The organism is Pseudomonas sp. LBUM1660 (assembly GCF_059695935.1).
In genome coordinates this window covers 5,443,741-5,463,601 of sequence record NZ_CP166795.1, presented here as the reverse complement: position 1 = coordinate 5,463,601, position 19,861 = coordinate 5,443,741, and the positions used below count along the sequence as shown (strand labels likewise).

Genomic DNA, 19,861 nt, shown 5'->3' with positions numbered 1-19,861 from the left:
GACAAGTGGGCTTCATGACCGGATGTGTGGTGTCTGGGCGAGCCTCTTCGCGGGCAAGCCTCGCTCCTACAGGAGGCGCGGTGTTCACAAATGTTGTGTTCCCCCCAAAACCCGTAGGAGCGAGGCTTGCCCGCGAAGGCGTCATCCGCAGCGCTGTGATTTCAGTCGAACATGAACAGCGCTTCATTACTGAACTGCGCCTCAAACCGGCTCGCCGGCATCGGCCGCCCGAACAGATACCCCTGAACCTCATCGCACCCATGCTCACGCAGGAAGTCGAGTTGCTCATGGGTTTCCACACCTTCGGCGATTACCGCCAGGTTCAGGCTGTGCGCCATGGCGATGATCGCCCGGGCAATCTGCGCGTCCTGTTCGCCTGACGGCAGGCCATCAACGAAGGTGCGGTCGATTTTCAGCACGTCGATCGGGAATTGCTTGAGGTAGTTGAGCGATGAATAACCGGTGCCGAAGTCATCGACCGCAATACTGAGGCCGAGGTTTTTCAACCCGGCGAGGATCTGCATCGCTTCGCTGACTTCACGCATCAGGATACTTTCGGTCAGCTCCAGCTCCAGGCATGCCGGCGGCAGGCCGGTTTCCTTGAGGATGGTGGCGATCCGCGTGCCGAGCTGGCCGTCGGAGAATTGCCGGGCGGAAATGTTCACCGACACCTTCGGCACCCGCACCTTGGCCTGATGCCAGGTCTTGAGCTGACGGCAGGCTTCGCTGATCACCCAGTCACCGACATCCACCACCAGCCCAAGCTCTTCGAGCACCGGAATGAAATCCCCCGGCGGCACCAGGCCGCGACGTGGATGACGCCAGCGCAGCAGCGCTTCGGCGCCGGTCAGGCGTTTGCCATCGCCGCTGAACTGCGGCTGGTAGTACAGAACGAATTCGTCTTGCTCCAGGGCGTGGCGCAAGTCGCTTTCCAGTTCCAGGCGCTCCAGGGCGCTGGCGTTCATGTCTGCCTGATAGAACTGGAAGTTGTTCTTGCCGCGCTCCTTGGCGTGGTACATCGCGGTGTCGGCGTTCTTCATCAGCTGACTGAGTTCGTTGCCATCCTGCGGGCTCAGGGCGATACCGATGCTGGCGGTGACGAAGAACTCGCGGCCTTCCAGCACGAACGGTTTCACCAGGCTGGCGAGGATCTGCTCGGCCACATGGATCGCCCGGTTCAAGGCGACGTCACGGCTGGCCCGAGGTTGCAGCAACAAGGTGAATTCATCGCCGCCCATGCGCGCCACGGTGTCGTCATCGTCGACGCAACCGAGCAAGCGCGTGGCCATTTCCTTGAGCATGCGGTCGCCGGCGGCGTGGCCGAGGGAGTCGTTGATCGGCTTGAAACGGTCGAGGTCGAGGAACATCAACACGACCCAGGACTTCTGCCGCTCGGCTGATTGCAGCGCGGTGTGCAGACGATCCTGGAACAGCGTGCGGTTGGGCAGGTGAGTCAGGGCGTCGTAGTAGGCGAGGCGGTGAATCCGCTGCTCACTGGCCTTGCGCTCGCTGATGTCGCTGAAGAAACACACGTAACTGGCCAGGTCACCTTCATCGTCGAGCACCGCCGTGATGCCGACCCAGGCCGGGTAATGCTCGCCGTTGCGCCGCTTGAGCCAGACTTCGCCCTCCCAGGTGTTGTTCTGATGCAGTTGCTTGAGCACATAATGCAGGTGGGCTTCCTGCTGCTCGTCGACGGTCAGCATGTTCGGCAATTGGTCCAGCACCTGCTCCACGGCATAACCGCTGACGCGACTGAACGCTTCGTTGGCCTGGACGATGTAGCCGGCCGGGTCGGTGATCAGGATCGCCGAAGTCGAATGTTCGAAGACCGTGGCCGCCATGCGCAGGTCTTTCTCGGCCCGGCGTTGCTGGCTGATGTCGCGGCCGACGCCCAGCACGCCTTCGAAGGCCCCGTGTTCGTCCCAGACCAGTACCAACCGTAGCTCGATCGGAATTTTGCGCCCGTCGGCCCGCAGGCAATCGAACAGGAACAGTTGGGTCTGCACCTGAGTGCGCAGCAGCGCCAGTTGTTCGGGTTTATCCAGCGCTTTGCTGACCCGATCCATCAGGCCGTAAATGCCGGTCAGTTGCTGCGGGTTGGCGATGGTCGATTGCCAGCCGTTCTGGAAGATCCACTCGGCGTCGTAGCCCAGCACGGCTTGCACCGACGGGCTGACGTAGTTGAGCTTCATTTTGCTGTCGGTGGAGAAAATGACGTCGCTGATGCTTTCGGCGAGCATCCGGTAGCGCTGTTCGCTGTCACGCAGGGATTCACTGGCTTCGATCTGATCGGTGATGTCCTTGGCCACGCCGATGATCCGCGTGACTTGATCGTGTTTGTCCCGCGCCAGTGCCTGTTCGCGAATGTCGAAACGCCGCCACTTGCCGTCGCGATGACGGAACCGCAACTGGCATTGCAGCAATTGGGTGTAACCCGCGCGGCGCTGGGTCTGGCGCGAGCGGTGGTAGTAATCGGCATCTTCGGGGTGCAGGAGGATTTCCCAGAAATACTCGCCCATCTGGTGCAGCTCGGTGGCGTCATAACCGAGGGTCTGGCCCAGGTGGTGGTTGCTGAAGATCATCCGCTGGCTGATCACGTCTTGCACGTACAGGTGATCCGGCACGGTGCGCACCACATCGGACCAGAAGCCTTCGCGTTCCAGCAGCGACAGCTCGATGAGTTTGCGGCTGGTGATGTCGGTGATGCTCAGGATTACCGCTTTATAGTCGGCGTGATCTTCCGGCAAGCGCAGCACCAGCCACAGGTGCTGGTCGCGGTCATTGGCATCCTGGAGTTTGATTTCCAGCTCGAGCTGTCTCTGCTGGTTGAACACCGTTTCGAGCACTTGATGGCCGATGGCGGTGCCGTCGAGCGGGCAGCCGTCAATCAACAGTTTCCAGGCCTGAGCACAGGAGTTGACGTTGAGCAGTTGCAGGGCGACCTGGTTGACCTCAGTGATGCGCAGCTCCTGGAGCAGTTGCTGGCGTTGCTCCGGTATGTCGAGCCAGGCCTTGAGTTGCTCGCTGCTGTGCAACTGGGCCTTGTCGAAGAAGGTCTTGAGCCCGGAGACGTCCAGTACGCACAGGGCAACGCCAGTGCCTTCGAAAATATCGTGATAGCGGCGGCGGCCTTCATGCAGCTGGCGCTGACGGCGGCGAATGTTCAGCAGTGCGATGAACGGCAGTAGGGAGAAGGCTAGGCCCAACAGGCATTTGCCGATGAACGCCGGCAACAGTTGTTCGAGCACTTGCTGGCGATCGAACAGTCCGCGCAGTTGCCAGTCGCTGCTGCTCAGGGGCACTGTCAGCACACTGTTGGCCAGATCGTTCGGGGACAACGCGCTCGGTTTGACCGAAAGCGACGCTTCATCGCGGCTGATGATCTGGTGATTGACCCGATTTTCCACCAGCCACAGCGGACGGATGCCCGCTTCATTTTGTTTGGTCAGTGACGAGAAAAATGTCGACGTCAGGCGCAGGGCCCAGTAACCACGGCTGCTGCCACTGGCCTGATGCAGCAGCAGGTGCACCACTGAACCGTCGTCGGCATTGCTGAAATAGTGGGCCTGGGCGCGGCTGCGCCGGACCAGCTCACCCAGGTAATTGGCATCCTGGCTGTCGGCGGCGCTGTCGCCAAGGATTTTGCCGGAAGGACTGAGCAATGCCAGGCTGCGCAGTTCAGGCAGCGATTGTTGCAACTTGCGCAGCAGCGCCTGCAGTTCGTCGGCACTTTGCGGTTGTTCGACGATCGGTAGCAGATTCAGCGCGATCTGGGCGTTAAGCGCCATGTTCAGGCTGACTTGCGCGGCCAGGTCGGCGGTGTAGTCGATGGTGTACTGGCGCTGGTATTTCTGTGTTTCGCGAAGCTGATCCAGCAGTTGCCAGAACAGCAATCCGAGCAGCAACAGCACGAGGGTCGCCAGCGCACCCTTCAAGGATCCGCGCAGGGGCGAGCCGGTCGCAGGATGGGCTGCGCTCACGGACGATGGCGGAGAGACATTAGACAAACTGTAATCCTGCGGTTTGGCTGGACTGGCGCGACGTGCACTATAAGCCGGACGCCCGAAGGGCGGCTAGCATGCCTTGTGTTGTGGCGAAGTGCCAGCCCCTCGCGGCTGGACTGCCATCTGTCATTCAGGTAGCTTTGCCGGTTACACGGGAGCGTTCCAGCTCCTAGACTCAGACTTTTTCAGCGCTCATGTATTGATACATTATCAATCTGACGACGCGCACAGTCTGGCCGGGCATCGCCTGCGCTCCAATCATTCATCTGTCACTGACCCAAGGTTCTCCATGGCTCAATACGTCTTCACCATGCATCGGCTGGGCAAAGTTGTTCCGCCGAAGCGGGAAATCCTGAAAAACATTTCACTGTCCTTCTTCCCGGGCGCCAAGATCGGCGTGCTCGGCCTCAACGGTTCGGGTAAGTCCACGCTGTTGAAAATCATGGCGGGCGTCGACACCGAGTTCGAGGGCGAAGCCCGTCCGATGCCGGAGCTGAACATCGGCTACCTGCCACAAGAGCCGATCCTGGACCCGACCAAGACCGTGCGTGAAGTGGTCGAGGAAGCGGTCAGCGTGATCAAGAACGCCCAGGCTCGCCTGGACGAGGTCTACGCCGCTTACGCTGATGAAGATGCCGACTTCGACAAACTGGCCGCCGAACAGGCCAAGCTCGAAGCCATCCTGCAAGCCAGCGACGGTCACAACCTGGATCGCCAACTGGAAGTCGCCGCCGATGCGCTGCGTCTGCCGGCCTGGGATGCCAAGATCGAATTCCTCTCCGGTGGTGAGAAGCGTCGCGTAGCCCTTTGCCGCCTGCTGCTGTCCGCACCGGATATGCTGCTGCTCGACGAACCGACCAACCACCTGGACGCCGATTCCGTCGCCTGGCTGGAGCACTTCCTGCACGACTTCCCGGGCACCGTGGTCGCGATCACGCACGACCGGTACTTCCTGGACAACGTTGCCGGCTGGATCCTCGAACTCGACCGCGGCGCCGGTATCCCTTACGAGGGCAACTATTCGGGTTGGCTCGAAGCCAAGTCCGATCGTCTGGCTGCCGAATCCAAGCAGCAGTCGGCCCACGAAAAAGCCATGAAGGAAGAACTGGAGTGGGTGCGCAAAGGCGCCAAGGCCCGCCAGTCCAAATCCAAGGCTCGTCTGCAACGCTTCGAAGAAATGCAGTCGCAGGAATTCCAGAAACGCAGCGAAACCAACGAAATCTACATTCCGGCCGGTCCGCGCCTGGGTGACAAGGTCATCGAGTTCAAGAACGTTTCCAAGGGTTATGGCGATCGCGTGTTGATCGACAACCTGTCGTTCTCCATGCCTAAAGGCGCCATCGTTGGCGTGATCGGCGGTAACGGTGCCGGTAAATCGACCCTGTTCCGCATGCTGATGGGCAAGGAAACACCGGATTCGGGCAGCATCGAAGTCGGCGAAACCGTGCAACTGGCTTGCGTGGACCAGAGCCGCGAAGACCTGGACGGCAGCAAGACGGTGTTCCAGCAAATCTCCGACGGTTCCGATCAGATCCGCATTGGCAACTACGAGATCCCGTCGCGTACCTACGTCGGTCGCTTCAACTTCAAGGGCGGCGACCAACAGAAGTTCGTCAAGGACCTGTCCGGTGGTGAGCGCGGTCGCTTGCACTTGGCCCTGACCCTGAAAGAGGGCGGCAACGTCCTGCTGCTCGACGAACCGTCTAACGACCTCGACGTTGAAACCTTGCGTTCCCTGGAAGAAGCCCTGCTGGACTTCCCGGGCGCCGCCATTGTGATCTCTCACGATCGGTGGTTCCTTGACCGCGTCGCGACGCACATCCTGGCGTACGAAGACGATTCGCAAGCGGTGTTCTTCGAAGGTAACTACACCGAATACGAAGCCGATCGCAAGAAACGCCTCGGCGAAGCGGCTTCACAGCCGCATCGTGTACGGCACAAGAAACTGGCCTGATATCGGGTTGGATGGATGAAAAAACGGAGCCTTCGGGGCTCCGTTTTTTTATGGGCTTCAGTTACACCGCGGCGCGGCCATCGCTAGCAGGCTAGCCCCACAGGGATTATGGAATCGACACAAATCCACTGTGGGAGCTAGCCTGCTAGCGATGACGGCCTCAAGATCACCCGATCTCTATGCCCAGAACCTCAATCACCAAATCCCCCGCAGGCCGCTTCCACACCACCTCATCCCCGACCTGCGCGCCCAGCAACGCTCGCCCCAGCGGCGAGCCCCAATTGATCAGCCCGCTCGCGGCATCCGCCTGATCCTCACCCACCAGTTGCACGCGTTGTTCGTGGCCGTGCTCATCGGCAAAGGTTACCCACGCTCCAATCTGCACTTTGTCGGTCGAGGAGGCCGGTACGACCAACTGGGCGCTTTGCAGTCGCTGATTGAAATACCGCCAGTCACGCTCCAGGTCGGCCTGGCGCTGTTTGTCGGCCAGTTCACCTTTTGCACTTTGTTCATTGAGCAGGTTTTGCACCTCGGCGAGTTTCGCTTGAAGCTGGGCGAGACCGGCCGGCGTGACGTAATTGGGCTGCGCGCTGACCTGCCGTTCGACTGGCTGATCGGCTTGCGCGGCGGCGTTATCTTCATTGACGAAAGCGCGACTCATGGTTTTCTCCCGTTATAGGGTTTGGGCCATGGTTGCAGGCTTTTAGTTTCGATGGATGTCTGTCTGCGACTCATTGCGAGCGATAGGCACGGGCGGCGTCCTGGTCCTTTTGTTGCTGCCAGGCTTTGTCCCGGTCGTCCCAATGGTGACTGCGATAGTCCTCGCGATCCTCGCTTTCGCGCATGGCCTGGCACTGGCGAAAACCGTCGCTCCAGCCTTCGGCGTATTGCTTGTCCTTGAGATATCGCGGGACGTTCTTGCGAAATTCACCGGTGATTGCCCCGGCGGCTTGTCGGCCACTGCTGCAACCGTCATCGAAACCATCGGCAAAAGCCGGCGGATAACCCTTGGCGACAAGATCTTCGTGGGTCGACTGGCAACCCGCGCACAACAGCAGCAACCCCAACACACCCGCACAACGCCACATCCCAGACTCCCGACCGTTCGACGGCCTATACACAGAAGTCTAGAAGTTGATTCGTCAGGCGCTTGTGAAAGGGCTGTGATTAATCTGTTGGGTAACGATGATCCAATGTGGGAGCGGGCTTGCTCGCGAAAGCGGTGTGTCAGTCAACATTGATGTCGGCTGACACTCCCTCTTCGCGAGCAAGCCCGCTCCCACAAGGGATTGTGGTGTTTCGGGTCAGTAGTGATACCACTTCACCTCAAGCATCACTTCGTTCTCGGGTGAGGCCAGGTGGCTGAATTCACGCTGGGCACTCAGGCGCAAACCCAGATTGCGCGACAATTCCCACTGCTGGTTCAGGCTGATGCTGCGCCGTACTTCGCCGTTGGTGAAGAAATCGCCCTTGGTTTCAAGGCTGAAGTTGCCCATCGGGTTTTTCCACAGCAAACCGCTATTGAAACCTGCTGCCGGTGCGATGAAACCCGCGAAGTCGTTGTTGTGCTCGACACGCACGGTGCCCAGTGCGAAGCCGAGCATGTCTTCACCCAGCTGCCAGGTGCCGCCGCCGCCACCGTTGACGTGGCTGACCAACGTTTCATCGTCATGCTTGCCCGGCACGCGCTCCAGACCGCCTGTGACTTGCCACGACAATGGCTGCAACAGCTCATTGCGCGGCGTCATGGAACGGATGGTCGCCAGGTCGAGTTGCTGGAACTGCCAGTGATTGCCTTCGTACTGGCGCAGTTTCATCTGCAGGATTTCGATCTGCGCACCGAGCGGGAAGCTCTCGGCGTTATCGTTGAGGTCGTGATACGCCATTCGCAGGCCATATTCGCCAAAGGCCTTGTCGCCCCGGGTGCCGATGCCGGCCTGCCAGGTGCGGGATTCATGACCGTCCTCGGGCAAGCCGGGCCTTGGGATGTCCAGCTCAGGGGCGGGGTTCTGATTGATCGCCCGCAGCAGTTCGAAACTGCGTTGCGCCTGCTCAGGGTCGCGCTCCTGACCGTTGGCGCGGTAACGCTCCAATCGATAAGCCGCATCGATGATCAGCGCCTGACGGTCGCGCGGTTGAGCCTTGAACGCGGGTGTCTGCAATTGTTTTTGGTCGGCGCTGACTTTCAGCACCCACTCCTGTTCTTCGTCAGTCAACGGCACGGCACGGCTCAGCAGTTCCCGTTCACGAGACGGACGATACTGAATGGATTCCACCAGCCCGGCTTCTTTCACCGCTTTGACCGTGTCGGTGGGAATCGCGGTCAGCGGGAATTGTTCGGTCAGACGCAGACTCGGCCGTGCCACTTGCAGTAACTCAAGCAGGCGATAGGAGCAGTTTTCGTCGAAAAAGAAATAGTCGAACTGGATCTGCTTCAACTCCCAGACGTGCTCGACCATGCGTTCGGTTTCTGCCTGCGTCAGGTTCAGCCGGTATTCCCACAGATCGCGGTTCTCGAGGCTGCGGTATTCCGAGAGTTTTTCCTGATAAGGCACCAGCGCGAACAGGCCCGGATAGCCGCCCATCAAGCCTTTCCAGGCATACAGGATGCTGTTGTCCGAGCCTTCGATGTACGCGCCGAAGTTGATCGCATAACTGAGCAGGGCGGTTTGATCGCTCTGTACATTGGCCTGGTCGATGCGCAGCAAGGTATGGCCGAACATCGATGACGGACTGTTCAGATACGCTGCCGGGAAAATCATCACCGCGCTGTGGGGCGAGACATCCTTAAACCATTGCTTGAATTCGCTGCAGTTCAGCGTTGGCAGATCGGTCAGCTTGAGCTGTGCTTTTAGCCAACGGGTGCGGGCCGGATAGACGCATTGGGCGTGCTTTTCGCCCGCACTGGCCGGGGCGTACAGCGCCTGCACGGTCGCCGCCAGTTCACGGTCAGGGTGTTCATTGCCGTCAGGTGCGAGAAAGAACTTTTTGTCGCTGACATAGCTGCGCCAGCCGCCGAGCTTGGCGGTTTCGTAATGGCCCAGGGAGATCCAGAAAGGGTCATTGGCCAGTTGCTGCAAACGTTGATTGTCGATAGGTGGCGCGGCGGACAGCGGGGCGCAGACACAGAGCGCCAGCCAGGCAAGGCGTTTGAGCATAGTGGGCAACTTAAGTCGAAAAAAATAAAGACCCAAAGAGGGCAGGTCCAAAAAATAAAGCCCGCTCCCCGAAAGGAGCGGGCGGGTCGAGCTTAAGCTTGAGTAGCGTACTTGGCCAGACGCGGATCGTTCTTCAGAATGGCCAGGGTGTTGGTATGCACGTCGTCAGCGGTCACGTCAGCCTTGCTGAAGATCTGCTGGAAGTGCTCATGAGTCACAGCGGCGAAGTGCGCACGGTCTTCCGGCGCCACGCCCAGTACCACGGCATAAGTGGTCAGCGCTTCGCCCTGACCTTTAGCCATGTCTTCGGACAGCTCGTTCATCATGCCATTCATGGCAATCCAGGATTTGCCGCCATAAGTCAGCGACGCATTAGTCGAGCAACCGTTGGTACCGGACGTCATACCGAACGTTGCGTTGCCGGAAGTGCCGTTGGTGGTGGATGCCAGGAAGTGAGCCGGGGTGCCACGCTGACCTTCGAACAGCATGTTGCCCCAACCGCAATCCGGGCCGCCTGGCGCCTGCGCCATGGCGTTGATGGATACAGCGGTGAAGAGAGTACCGAGAAGAATCCGTTTCATAGCTATGTTCTCTTTAAGTGCATACCAATGGACAAGGGGTCTGGCCCAATCCGGCGCCAGTGGGCCAGTTATTAATCCAGCCGCGCAGTTTGGAGTTTAGGCACGTTCCCGGGGTTCCGTGATTTTTTGCAAAACATTCGTTGAAATCATTGATTTGCGCCCGGCCAGCCTGGGGATGACGGTTTGTCTATGCTTTGACTGGAGGCGCGCCTTGCAAGTGAGGTATGGGCAGCGCCAGAATGCCGCTATCTGCCCCGCCTGATGTAAGGAAGCCCGATGCCTGATCCTGTTGCTGCCAGCTTGCGTCTAGCGCCTGAAGCGCTGACCCGTCCGTTTTCCGCTGAACAGTTCAGCTTCTCTACCACCAATGATCTGGAGCCCTTTCGCGGTGTGCTTGGCCAGGAACGTGCGGTCGAAGCCTTGCAGTTCGGCGTGGCCATGCCACGCCCCGGTTACAACGTATTCGTCATGGGTGAGCCCGGCACCGGCCGGTTTTCGTTCGTCAAACGCTACCTGAAGGCCGAAGGCAAACGCCTGCAGACCCCGGCAGACTGGGTCTACGTCAATAATTTCGATGAGCCTCGCGAACCTCGCGCACTGGAATTGCCATCGGGCACCGCTGGCGCCTTCATCGGTGACATCAACGGCTTGATCGACAACCTGCTGGCGACCTTTCCGGCAGTGTTCGAGCACCCGTCCTACCAGCAGAAAAAAAGCGCCATCGACCGCGCCTTCAACCAGCGCTACGACAAGGCACTGGACGTGATCGAGCGCCTGGCGCTGGAGAAGGAGGTTGCGCTTTACCGCGACGCCAGCAACATCGCATTCACCCCGATGAGTGAAGGCAAGGCGTTGGACGAAGCGGAATTCGCCCAGTTGCCGGAAGCCGATCGTGAGCGTTTCCACGACGATATTGCCGGTCTGGAGGAGCGACTGAACGAAGAGCTCGCCAGCCTGCCGCAATGGAAGCGCGAGTCGAGCAATCAGCTGCGCCACCTCAACGAAGAAACCATCACTTTGGCCTTGCAGCCGTTGCTGTCGCCGTTGTCGGAGAAATACGCCGAGAACGCGGCTGTTTGCGGTTACCTGCAAGCCATGCAGGTCTATCTGCTCAAGACCGTGGTCGAGCAACTGGTGGACGACAGTAAGACCGACGCCGTCGCCCGCAAACTGCTGGAAGAGCAATACGCCCCGAGCCTGGTGGTCGGTCATTCGTCCAGCGGTGGTGCGCCGGTGGTCTTTGAGCCGCACCCGACTTACGAAAACCTGTTTGGCCGCATTGAATACAGCACCGATCAGGGCGCGCTCTACACCACGTATCGGCAGCTGCGGCCGGGTGCGCTGCACCGCGCCAACGGCGGTTTCCTGATCCTTGAAGCGGAAAAAATGCTCAGCGAGCCGTTCGTGTGGGATGCGCTCAAGCGCGCCCTGCAATCGCGCAAGCTGAAAATGGAATCGCCGCTCGGTGAACTGGGCCGCCTGGCCACGGTGACCCTCACGCCGCAACACATTCCGTTGCAGGTCAAAGTCGTCATCATCGGTGCGCGTCAGCTGTACTACACGCTGCAAGACCTCGATCCGGACTTTCAGGAGATGTTCCGTGTCCTGGTGGATTTTGACGAAGACATCCCGATGGTCGACGAGAGCCTGGAGCAGTTCGCCCAGTTGCTCAAAACCCGCACCTCGGAAGAAGGCATGGCGCCGCTGACGGCTGATGCCGTGGCGCGCCTGGCGACCTACAGCGCGCGTCTGGCCGAACACCAGGGGCGTTTGTCGGCGCGCATCGGCGATCTGTTCCAGCTGGTCAGCGAGGCGGATTTCATTCGTCACCTGGCGGGGGACGAGATGACCGATGCCGGGCATATCGAACGGGCGCTCAAGGCCAAGGCCACCCGTACCGGGCGGGTCTCGGCGCGGATTCTCGATGACATGCTGGCCGGGATCATCCTGATCGACACGCACGGCGCCGCAGTCGGCAAGTGCAACGGGCTAACCGTGCTGGAAGTCGGCGACTCGGCGTTCGGTGTGCCGGCGCGGATTTCCGCCACGGTCTACCCGGGCGGCAGCGGCATCGTCGACATCGAACGCGAGGTCAACCTTGGCCAGCCGATTCACTCCAAGGGGGTGATGATCCTCACTGGGTATCTGGGCAGCCGTTACGCCCAGGAATTCCCGCTGGCGATTTCCGCGAGTATCGCTCTGGAACAGTCCTACGGTTACGTCGATGGCGACAGTGCGTCGCTGGGCGAGGCTTGCACGCTGATTTCGGCCCTGTCGAAAACGCCGCTCAAGCAATGCTTTGCGATCACCGGCTCGATCAACCAGTTCGGTGAAGTGCAGGCGGTGGGCGGGGTCAACGAGAAGATCGAAGGCTTCTTCCGGCTCTGTGAAGCTCGCGGGCTGACTGGTGAGCAGGGGGCGATCATTCCACACGCCAACGTCGCCACGCTGATGCTCGATGAAAAGGTTTTGTCGGCAGTGCGTGCGGGGCAGTTCCATGTCTACGCGGTGCGGCAGGCCGACGAGGCGCTGAGCCTGTTGGTCGGCGAGCCGGCCGGTGCGCCGGATGCCGATGGCCAGTTTCCTGAAGGCAGCGTTAACGCGCGGGTGGTGGAACGCTTGCGGGTGATCGCGGAAATGATCAGCGAAGAAGACCTCAAGGAAGCCGAGAAAGAAGCGGCGCTGGAAGCCCTGGTCGAAGCCAAGCCGGCCTGACCGATCTGAGGATCACCCCGATCCACTGTGGGAGCGAGCCTGCTCGCGATGAGGCACTGTCATCCAACACATGTGTTGGCTGGAAGTCCGCTATCGCGAGCAGGCTCACTGCTACATTTGTGATGTGTCCACCTCAAGAAAGTGCCATCACTCTGGCGTCAAAATTCACACAATGACCATTCGGCGCCTTCTGGTCTCACTTGACGTGCTAGTCAAACTTTTCTTCTATTCTCAGCTCAAGGATATCGACAGTAATCACTGGATCGAGACAGCCCCCCCGTGAGGGCTGAATACCGGATCTATCGAGGGTCGCCGCCATGTCGCGCAACCTCTGCCTCACCCGTCAATGCCTGGGCCTTGTGACCCGTATCGAGTGTGCCATCCGCCCGTTGGCGGGGGATACGGGCATGTGGACCTTGCTCTTCGCCGCCGGAATGGCCGGCGAACAACCTTCCGCCATCAAGGCGCAGGGCCCGTTTCATGGCCCTTTCGTGGCTGAATCCATCCTCGACACGATTGTTGAAAGCCTGACGCTGCATGGCTACGAGCTGGCCGATGACCCACAAATCTGGTGCCTGCACCTGCAAGCCCAACTGCGGGAAATCAACGGTGGTCGTTGCCGCAACCTCAATGGCTGAGTTAAGCGGCTACTGATACCGGCTATTGATCAAGGTGGGTCAGGTCCGCCTTGGCCAGTTTTACCTCGAAACCGTATTGCACCGTGGTGAGGTCGGTTCGCTGATAGGTTTCCAGACGTGTTGGCTGGCCATAGAAGTAATGCACGGCAAAGAGCGCCGGGCCTTCTGCACTTGTGTCGTGTGTGACCGAAAGTATCTCTTTCAGGTAGTTTCCAGAATCGTCTTTGGCGAAAAATCGCCAGTCCTGAGCAGGAAACAACTTCAAATCAACCACCAGCGCATTGCCTTTGAGTTCCAGACCCTTGGGCAATGGATGGGCGTCGAGCGTCTGTTTGGCCACCGTCGCCAGAAACAGCGGCATGGAGCCCACGGCATAGGCTGGTGTTTCAGGAAACAGGTTCAAGTCATAGGTGATGGCGCCACGTAGTGGATCGACCTCGTAAGCCTCAGTCGGCAGCTCGATCGGCTCATCGCGTTTGCCGCTGCCATCCTCCGTAAAGAACGTGACCGGGCTATCGCCAGGGCTGAACGATGTGCCGAGCAGTTCGTCATTGAAGCTTCTGAGGTGGTCGAACTCAATGCGTGCGGCGCTGGGGTCATCCACCGACTGACTGACGATGACGCCCTTCTTCAGCTGCTCCTCACTCAATGTCGCGCCCTTGAGCCAGGTCGGAGCCTGATCGTCATACACCACCACCGGCAAGGTCAGTGGCTGGATGGTTTTTTCCGTGGTGTGTGAGTCGAAGCGGCGCACCGGCAGGTTCAGATCCTTGCGGGTCACCGTGGCGGCCGAGAAATCCAGCACGCTCACTTCAACGGTTTCGACCGGGCCGTTGAAATACACTTTGGTGTAATGATTTTTTTGCTGGTCCTCGAAGGTGCGCTGTTCTTCATCGATCTGCTTTTCGAAGGCCTCGCTCCAGGCCTTCTGCTGCTGAATGTTCGCCAGTTGTTTTTGATAGAAGGCGATTTGCGCGGCGGTTTCATTGATCGAACCTGAACGCGAGAGGAATTGCCCTGTGGTGTCCTTGGCCTGGACGATCAGCGGGTTCAACGGTGTTTCGCTGACTTCGGGGGCCAGTGGCGCGCTGTTGTTGAATTCGATTTCGGCGTAGTTGTTGCCAAGTTTCAGCAAGGTGACGCTGAGGTTGTCGTTGGTTCGGGTCTGGCCAACGTCTTTTTTCGTCAGGTCGAAGGTGTAGAGCCGGCGCGGGGCGATGACCTCGACCTTGCCTTGCAAGCTCACCGGTTGGGGCTGGTTCTTGTTGTCCATGTCCAGGCCGTCGATGAACGGATAGGTCACCGTCAGATCATCCGGGTTGGTCAGGTTGGAACTCGACGGGCTCAGCTGAATGCCGGGATCGGTTTCCGACCATTCCGGCTGGAACGCGATGACGCGCTTGTTGCTCAGGGTCACCGATTGCCATTCCAGTCCATGGGGAAAGAGAAACGCAGCCGGAATGTTGAAATTGAAGGGGAACACCGGTTGCAGGTCGGTCAGGTAGTCGGAGCTGGAATCCTTGTGCAGCACGAACAGACCGTTGATGTAGGTGTCGACCAAAGCTTGAGGCGTGGGGTAGTGCTTGAGCACGGCAAGGGCGTCTTCGCCGTATTCGGTTACCACGGGTTTGCTGTCGAGCTTGAGTTGCGCACGCTCGAGCAACAGCAGCGAACCGCCGAGTTCGGCCACGGCATCCTTGAGCTTCGGATCCTCAATCGCATCCAGAGACTTCTCGAACTGCGCGGTCTTTTCCTCGAGGCTGGTCTGGCGCTTCTCATCGCTGGGTGAGCAGCCGCCCAGCAGCAGAGCCAGGCAAATGCCGGCACTCGTTATTGGCAATCGCACATCCATTTCCAGTCTTCCTGTCCGATGTCGCTGAGCGGTCAATAGTCTGGACACTAGCAGAAAAACTTTGTGACACCCGCGCAGGTTGCGGATTTCCCGACGGTTTCTGGCTGTCACGGGGGGCTGTTATACTCGCGGCCATTTCCAGCCCACGTGTGAGATTCAATGGAACGCTTTATCGAAAATGCAATGTACGCCTCTCGCTGGCTGCTGGCACCAATCTACTTCGGTCTGTCCCTTGGGCTACTGGCGCTGGCGCTGAAATTCTTCCAGGAAGTTTTCCACGTCATCCCTAACGTGTTCTCGATGGCCGAGTCGGACTTGATCCTGGTACTGCTGTCGCTGATCGACATGGCGCTGGTGGGTGGTTTGCTGGTGATGGTGATGATTTCCGGTTACGAGAACTTCGTTTCCCAACTGGACATCGACGACGATAAGGAAAAGCTCAACTGGCTGGGCACCATGGATTCGTCTTCGCTGAAGATGAAAGTGGCGGCCTCCATCGTGGCGATTTCGTCGATCCACCTGCTGCGGGTTTTCATGGACGCCAAGAACGTCGATCCGGAGCATCTGAAGTGGTACGTGATCATTCACATGACGTTCGTCGTGTCGGCGTTTGCCATGGGTTACCTGGACAAACTCACCAAGCACTGATTCGCACAGAACCCTGTAGGCGCGAGGCTTGCCCGCGAAGGGGCCGTGTCAGTCGATATAGATGTTGCCCGTCACACCGCCTTCGCGGGCAAGCCTCGCTCCTACAGTCAGGCGCAAACAGACGGGCGGTGTCGTTTGTGGCTTGTACTTTGAGGTGGCGAGGCCTATGCATGTATTGATATTGGCTTGACACTGTATGAGGTGCCTTCATGAACTTCGTTGAGTTGCGCGCTTATGCCATCGCCGGGAAAATCGATGAGCTGAACCTGATCTCCATGGAAGGCGGGATCTATCTGCTGGAGGCGCGCATGCACGGCGCGGCGTATCCCTTGAGTGATGCCCGCGGCGAAATGTTTCACCTGCGTTCGGTCGAGCATGCGCGCGAAGTGCTTCACGACTTTCCCTCCTTGGCATTCAACCTCGTACACACTTCTGTTCATGACGAGATGTGCGGGCTTGGTTCCGGTGCAGAGGAAAGCCTGAAAGTTCCGATTGCCTTCCGTTCTGCCTGGCACCACTGACAGCGCTCATCAACGCAACGGCATCTGTGCTAGTCTGCTGGCCCTTTTGGTTCCGGGCGCTCCGGGACGCGCTGTGCACGCACGGCAAGTTCCCAGGCCGTCCGCACAGCGGAGCAGTGTTATGTCCGAAGTAAATCTGTCCACCGACGAAACCCGCGTCAGCTACGGTATTGGCCGTCAGCTGGGCGACCAACTGCGCGACAACCCGCCACCGGGCGTCAGCCTGGACGCGATCCTGGCTGGCCTGACTGACGCATTCGCCGGTAAGGAAAGCCGTGTAGGTCAGGAAGAAATGTCCGCGAGCTTCAAGGTTATTCGCGAAATCATGCAAGCCGAAGCCGCTGCAAAAGCTGAAGCGGCCGCAGGCGAAGGCCTGGCTTTCCTGGCTGAAAACGCCAAGCGTGACGGCATCACTACCTTGGCTTCCGGCCTGCAATTTGAAGTGCTGACTCAAGGTGAAGGCGCCAAGCCAACCCGTGAAGATCAAGTGCGCACTCACTACCACGGCACCCTGATCGACGGCACTGTGTTCGACAGTTCCTACGATCGTGGTCAGCCTGCAGAATTCCCGGTCGGCGGCGTGATCGCTGGCTGGACCGAAGCCCTGCAACTGATGAACGCCGGCAGCAAATGGCGTCTGTACGTGCCGAGCGAACTGGCTTACGGCGCTCAAGGCGTTGGCAGCATTCCGCCGCACAGCGTTCTGGTATTCGACGTCGAACTGCTCGACGTTCTGTAAGCTCTTGATCCTGTAGGAGCGAACGGTGCGGCGATCCGACTTGCTCGCGAATGCATCACCTCGGTTTCAAGTCGGAACCGAGTTGTCAGGTTCGCGGGCAAGCCTCGCTCCTACGGGGTTTGTAGTGTTACTCATACTTCAATCTTGTGGTGCAGCTCACTCGACGGGCGCAACGCCCGGGCGTAGCAGAACAGAAACAGATTGCGCACCAGTTCCTTGAGCACCACCGGCTCGCTGGAACTCAAGCCGTTGACGTCCAGATCACCCTGATCCTGCAGCTCGTTCAAGGCTTCTTCTTCAAGCACCGCACAGACTTCCCCGGTTTCCCGATGCAGGATCCTGAGGTACGGGTGTGGGCGGTCCAGCCAGGCATCGATCAAATAAGTCATGGGTCTCATCTCCATTGATGGGTTTCAATGAGAATAATTCTTATTCATCAAATAGCAAGGACCTATTGGCAGTTTGTGATTTTTTCCGGGTGAAGATTGCGTAAGGTCAATACGGCTGGCGTTTGGCTACTGCGAGGAATGGCTGGGTGCAGCGGGGGAGGGTGAAGCACCATCCCACGCAGGGCGCGGGATGGAAGGCAACAGAATCAGACTTTTCTGACGAACTCGGATTTGAGCTTCATCGGGCCGATGCCGTCGATCTTGCAGTCGATGTCGTGATCACCATCGCACAGGCGGATGTTCTTGACCTTGGTGCCGACCTTGACCACCAGCGACGTGCCTTTGACCTTCAGGTCCTTGATCACGGTGATGGTATCGCCGTCCTGCAGGACGTTGCCCACCGAATCCTTTTTCACGGTGTCATCGGACGCCGCTTCGGCTTCGCCGCTGGCGGACCACTCGTGGGCGCACTCGGGGCAGATCAGCTGAGCGCCGTCTTCATAGGTGTATTCGGAATTGCATTTTGGGCAGGGTGGCAACGTGCTCACTAAAGCTCCTTGGGTTCAGGATCGCTAAAAGCGCACATTGTATAGGGTTTTAGGCGGGAGAGGGGCGGGGCGCTAAATGACCTGTGGGAGCGGGCTTGCCCGCGAAGGCGGAGTAACAGTCGACATCAATGTTGAATGTTAGTCAGCCTTCGCGAGCAAGCCCGCTCCCACATGGGATTTGCTTTTAGTGCGTGCGGGCGACCGCAAACTCACTCAACTCAACCAATGCATCGCGGTATTCGCTGGCTGGCAGCGCATCGAGGCATTTGATCGCTCGGGCCACGTAATCACGGGCCAGTTGCGCGGTGTAATCCAGCGAGCCGGAAGCTTCTACCGCTTCGCGGATGCTTTCCAGGTCTTCGATACCGCCTTTCTGGATCGCCTTGCGCACCAGTGCAGCTTGCTCCGGCGTACCTTCGCGCATGGTGTAGATCAGCGGCAGGGTCGGTTTGCCTTCAGCCAGATCGTCACCGACGTTCTTGCCCAGGGTTTCGGCGTCGCCTTTGTAGTCCAGCAAGTCGTCGACCAATTGGAACGCCACGCCCAGATGATCGCCGAATGTACGCAGGGCTTCTGACTGTTCCGATGTAGCTTCGCAGAGTGCTGCAGCACTGTGGGTCGACGCTTCGAAGAGCATCGCGGTCTTGCCGCGGATGACTTCCATGTAGGTTTCTTCGGTGGTGCTGGCGTCGCGGACCTTCGACAGCTGCAGCACTTCGCCTTCGGCAATGATTCGCGTGGCTTGCGAAAGGATTTTCATCACCGGCATGGAGCCCAGTTCGACCATCATTTCGAAGGAACGCGAATACAGGAAGTCGCCCACCAGCACGCTTGGCGCGTTGCCCCACATAGCGTTGGCGGTCGAGCGGCCACGGCGCATGCCGGACATGTCGACCACGTCGTCGTGCAGCAGGGTGGCGGTGTGCAGGAACTCGATGGTCGCGGCCAGCAGGCGCAGGTCATCGCCTTCGCGGCCCAGGGCCTTGCCACACAGCAACACTAATAGAGGACGCAGGCGTTTACCGCCAGCCGAGGTAATGTAATCGCCGATTTTCGATACCAGCGGCACTCGGGAAGTCAGCTGCTTCTTGATGATGCCGTCGACGGCGCTAAAATCGTCCGCCACCGCGCGGTAGAAAGCTTGGGGTTGCATCAGCGACAGTTGCTCCAGAAGGGTTGCGCGGCATGCTAGGACCCACGTCGGCGGGTGTCAAGGTACGATGGACGGCCCCTTGCATCGCCCCGGCAGCTTGCGTACAATCGCGCACCCTGAACTTCCTGGGCAGCACCTGCCTTACGCAATTGCAAACAGGCCTTCCAGCCTTATGCAGCCATGCCAGCCAATACCTCTTCTTATAAAGAGCTGGGTGAGCAGGATTATCGGAGAAATACCATGTCGTACGCAGTAATTGTTACTGGTGGCAAGCAATACAAGGTCGCCCCAGGTGAATACCTGAAGATCGAAAAACTGGAAATCGCTACCGGCGAATCCGTTACTTTTGATCGCGTTCTGTTGGTCGCCAATGGCGATGACGTGAACATCGGCGCTCCAGTTGTTGCTGGCGCTACCGTTGTGGCTGAAGTGATCTCCCAAGGTCGTCACGATAAAGTCCGCATCATCAAGTTCCGTCGTCGTAAGCACCACATGAAGCGTATGGGCCACCGCCAGTGGTACACCGAGATCAAAATCACCGGTATTCAGGCTTAATTTCAGCCTAATTCCTCACTAGGAGAATTGACTCATGGCACACAAAAAAGCTGGTGGTAGTACCCGTAACGGTCGCGACTCAGAAGCCAAACGCCTTGGCGTGAAGATGTATGGCGGCCAGGTTATCATTCCGGGCAACATCATCGTGCGTCAGCGCGGCACCCAATTCCACGCCGGTTACGGTGTTGGCATGGGTAAAGATCACACTCTGTTCGCTAAAATCGACGGCGTGATCAAGTTCGAAGTAAAAGGCGCTTTCAACCGCCGTTACGTGAGCATTGTCCCGAAGACTGAAGTCGTCGCGGCATAATTGCGTAGTTGCTGGAAAAGCCCTGTCTCGCGACGGGGCTTTTTCGTTTGTGGGGTGAGTCTCTTGCAAAGCTGTCTGTGATGGGCTCCAGCG

At 58.9% G+C, this 19,861-nt stretch carries 17 protein-coding genes; 8 read left to right on the top strand and 9 right to left on the bottom strand.

What is annotated here, in order from left to right:
* Positions 1-161 precede the first annotated feature (161 nt).
* Entirely contained in the window at positions 162-4,010 is a 3,849-nt protein-coding gene (locus tag ACA068_RS25345) for a sensor domain-containing protein (RefSeq protein ID WP_497305586.1), read from the bottom strand.
* Positions 4,011-4,296: 286 nt separating this feature from the next.
* Between ACA068_RS25345 and ettA the strand changes: the two genes are divergently transcribed.
* The gene (gene ettA / locus ACA068_RS25340; RefSeq protein ID WP_010467508.1) at positions 4,297-5,961 is read left to right on the top strand and encodes an energy-dependent translational throttle protein EttA; all 1,665 of its coding nucleotides are present in this window, start codon (positions 4,297-4,299) and stop codon (positions 5,959-5,961) included.
* A 166-nt stretch (positions 5,962-6,127) separates the two neighbouring features.
* Here the strand turns inward: ettA and ACA068_RS25335 are convergent, their stop codons facing one another.
* From ACA068_RS25335 to ACA068_RS25320, 4 genes are all read right to left on the bottom strand, one after another.
* A complete protein-coding gene (locus ACA068_RS25335) occupies positions 6,128-6,622 on the bottom strand; it encodes a GreA/GreB family elongation factor (protein ID WP_497305584.1) in 495 nt (164 codons plus the stop codon).
* A 70-nt stretch (positions 6,623-6,692) separates the two neighbouring features.
* On the bottom strand, positions 6,693-7,049 hold the full coding sequence (locus ACA068_RS25330) for a hypothetical protein (RefSeq protein ID WP_497305583.1): 357 nt from the start codon (positions 7,047-7,049) through the stop codon (positions 6,693-6,695).
* A gap of 216 nt (positions 7,050-7,265) precedes the next feature.
* Positions 7,266-9,119 carry an Lnb N-terminal periplasmic domain-containing protein gene (locus ACA068_RS25325; protein WP_497305581.1) on the bottom strand — a complete coding sequence of 618 codons (1,854 nt, stop codon included), beginning with the start codon at positions 9,117-9,119 and terminating at the stop codon, positions 7,266-7,268.
* 92 nt (positions 9,120-9,211) lie between these two features.
* On the bottom strand, positions 9,212-9,700 hold the full coding sequence (locus tag ACA068_RS25320; protein ID WP_497305579.1) for a DUF3015 domain-containing protein: 489 nt from the start codon (positions 9,698-9,700) through the stop codon (positions 9,212-9,214).
* 276 nt (positions 9,701-9,976) lie between these two features.
* On the opposite strand from ACA068_RS25320, the gene ACA068_RS25315 reads away from it, so the two are divergent.
* Both ACA068_RS25315 and ACA068_RS25310 read left to right on the top strand, forming a co-directional pair.
* A complete protein-coding gene (locus tag ACA068_RS25315) occupies positions 9,977-12,415 on the top strand; it encodes a Lon protease family protein (protein WP_497305578.1) in 2,439 nt (812 codons plus the stop codon).
* Positions 12,416-12,732: 317 nt separating this feature from the next.
* Complete coding sequence (locus tag ACA068_RS25310; RefSeq protein ID WP_010467520.1) at positions 12,733-13,053, top strand: PA4575 family protein; 321 nt, start codon at positions 12,733-12,735, stop codon at positions 13,051-13,053.
* A gap of 22 nt (positions 13,054-13,075) precedes the next feature.
* Here the strand turns inward: ACA068_RS25310 and ACA068_RS25305 are convergent, their stop codons facing one another.
* Positions 13,076-14,905 carry a hypothetical protein gene (locus tag ACA068_RS25305; RefSeq protein ID WP_497305576.1) on the bottom strand — a complete coding sequence of 610 codons (1,830 nt, stop codon included), beginning with the start codon at positions 14,903-14,905 and terminating at the stop codon, positions 13,076-13,078.
* 159 nt (positions 14,906-15,064) lie between these two features.
* On the opposite strand from ACA068_RS25305, the gene ACA068_RS25300 reads away from it, so the two are divergent.
* The 3 genes from ACA068_RS25300 to bamJ all read left to right on the top strand — a co-directional run bounded on the left by ACA068_RS25300 (position 15,065) and on the right by bamJ (position 16,813).
* Positions 15,065-15,553, top strand: a complete 489-nt coding sequence (locus ACA068_RS25300; RefSeq protein ID WP_403102403.1) for a TIGR00645 family protein — start codon at positions 15,065-15,067, stop codon at positions 15,551-15,553.
* Positions 15,554-15,762: 209 nt separating this feature from the next.
* Positions 15,763-16,074 (top strand): DUF6482 family protein, encoded by a 312-nt coding sequence (locus tag ACA068_RS25295; protein ID WP_497305575.1) that lies wholly within the window; start codon positions 15,763-15,765, stop codon positions 16,072-16,074.
* Between the two features lie 121 nt (positions 16,075-16,195).
* Positions 16,196-16,813: a BamJ family beta-barrel-assembly machinery protein gene (bamJ, locus tag ACA068_RS25290; RefSeq protein ID WP_046048787.1), complete on the top strand. Its 618-nt coding sequence runs from the start codon at positions 16,196-16,198 to the stop codon at positions 16,811-16,813.
* A 131-nt stretch (positions 16,814-16,944) separates the two neighbouring features.
* On the opposite strand, the gene ACA068_RS25285 is transcribed toward bamJ, so the two are convergent.
* The 3 genes from ACA068_RS25285 to ACA068_RS25275 form a co-directional block, all read right to left on the bottom strand.
* A complete protein-coding gene (locus ACA068_RS25285) occupies positions 16,945-17,202 on the bottom strand; it encodes a PA4570 family protein (protein ID WP_497305573.1) in 258 nt (85 codons plus the stop codon).
* A 206-nt stretch (positions 17,203-17,408) separates the two neighbouring features.
* Positions 17,409-17,750, bottom strand: a complete 342-nt coding sequence (locus tag ACA068_RS25280) for a zinc ribbon domain-containing protein YjdM (RefSeq protein WP_010467527.1) — start codon at positions 17,748-17,750, stop codon at positions 17,409-17,411.
* Between the two features lie 184 nt (positions 17,751-17,934).
* A complete protein-coding gene (locus tag ACA068_RS25275) occupies positions 17,935-18,903 on the bottom strand; it encodes a polyprenyl synthetase family protein (protein WP_033054288.1) in 969 nt (322 codons plus the stop codon).
* Between the two features lie 240 nt (positions 18,904-19,143).
* On the opposite strand from ACA068_RS25275, the gene rplU reads away from it, so the two are divergent.
* On the top strand, positions 19,144-19,458 hold the full coding sequence (gene rplU / locus ACA068_RS25270; protein WP_003176051.1) for a 50S ribosomal protein L21: 315 nt from the start codon (positions 19,144-19,146) through the stop codon (positions 19,456-19,458).
* A 34-nt stretch (positions 19,459-19,492) separates the two neighbouring features.
* Positions 19,493-19,768 (top strand): 50S ribosomal protein L27, encoded by a 276-nt coding sequence (rpmA, locus tag ACA068_RS25265; RefSeq protein ID WP_003215862.1) that lies wholly within the window; start codon positions 19,493-19,495, stop codon positions 19,766-19,768.
* Positions 19,769-19,861 lie beyond the last annotated feature (93 nt).

Excerpts from the sequence above, each read along its gene's own strand:
- ACA068_RS25275 (WP_033054288.1), bottom strand. The coding sequence starts at position 18,903 with ATGCAACCCCAAGCTTTCTACCGCGCGGTGGCGGACGATTTTAGCGCC.
- ACA068_RS25310 (WP_010467520.1), top strand. The coding sequence starts at position 12,733 with ATGTCGCGCAACCTCTGCCTCACCCGTCAATGCCTGGGCCTTGTGACC.
- ACA068_RS25335 (WP_497305584.1), bottom strand. The coding sequence starts at position 6,622 with ATGAGTCGCGCTTTCGTCAATGAAGATAACGCCGCCGCGCAAGCCGAT.
- ACA068_RS25315 (WP_497305578.1), top strand. The coding sequence starts at position 9,977 with ATGCCTGATCCTGTTGCTGCCAGCTTGCGTCTAGCGCCTGAAGCGCTG.
- ACA068_RS25285 (WP_497305573.1), bottom strand. The coding sequence starts at position 17,202 with ATGACTTATTTGATCGATGCCTGGCTGGACCGCCCACACCCGTACCTC.
- rplU (WP_003176051.1), top strand. The coding sequence starts at position 19,144 with ATGTCGTACGCAGTAATTGTTACTGGTGGCAAGCAATACAAGGTCGCC.
- ACA068_RS25320 (WP_497305579.1), bottom strand. The coding sequence starts at position 9,700 with ATGAAACGGATTCTTCTCGGTACTCTCTTCACCGCTGTATCCATCAAC.
- ACA068_RS25325 (WP_497305581.1), bottom strand. The coding sequence starts at position 9,119 with ATGCTCAAACGCCTTGCCTGGCTGGCGCTCTGTGTCTGCGCCCCGCTG.
- ACA068_RS25330 (WP_497305583.1), bottom strand. The coding sequence starts at position 7,049 with ATGTGGCGTTGTGCGGGTGTGTTGGGGTTGCTGCTGTTGTGCGCGGGT.
- ACA068_RS25300 (WP_403102403.1), top strand. The coding sequence starts at position 15,065 with ATGGAACGCTTTATCGAAAATGCAATGTACGCCTCTCGCTGGCTGCTG.
- rpmA (WP_003215862.1), top strand. The coding sequence starts at position 19,493 with ATGGCACACAAAAAAGCTGGTGGTAGTACCCGTAACGGTCGCGACTCA.
- bamJ (WP_046048787.1), top strand. The coding sequence starts at position 16,196 with ATGTCCGAAGTAAATCTGTCCACCGACGAAACCCGCGTCAGCTACGGT.
- ACA068_RS25305 (WP_497305576.1), bottom strand. The coding sequence starts at position 14,905 with ATGGATGTGCGATTGCCAATAACGAGTGCCGGCATTTGCCTGGCTCTG.
- ACA068_RS25295 (WP_497305575.1), top strand. The coding sequence starts at position 15,763 with ATGAACTTCGTTGAGTTGCGCGCTTATGCCATCGCCGGGAAAATCGAT.
- ettA (WP_010467508.1), top strand. The coding sequence starts at position 4,297 with ATGGCTCAATACGTCTTCACCATGCATCGGCTGGGCAAAGTTGTTCCG.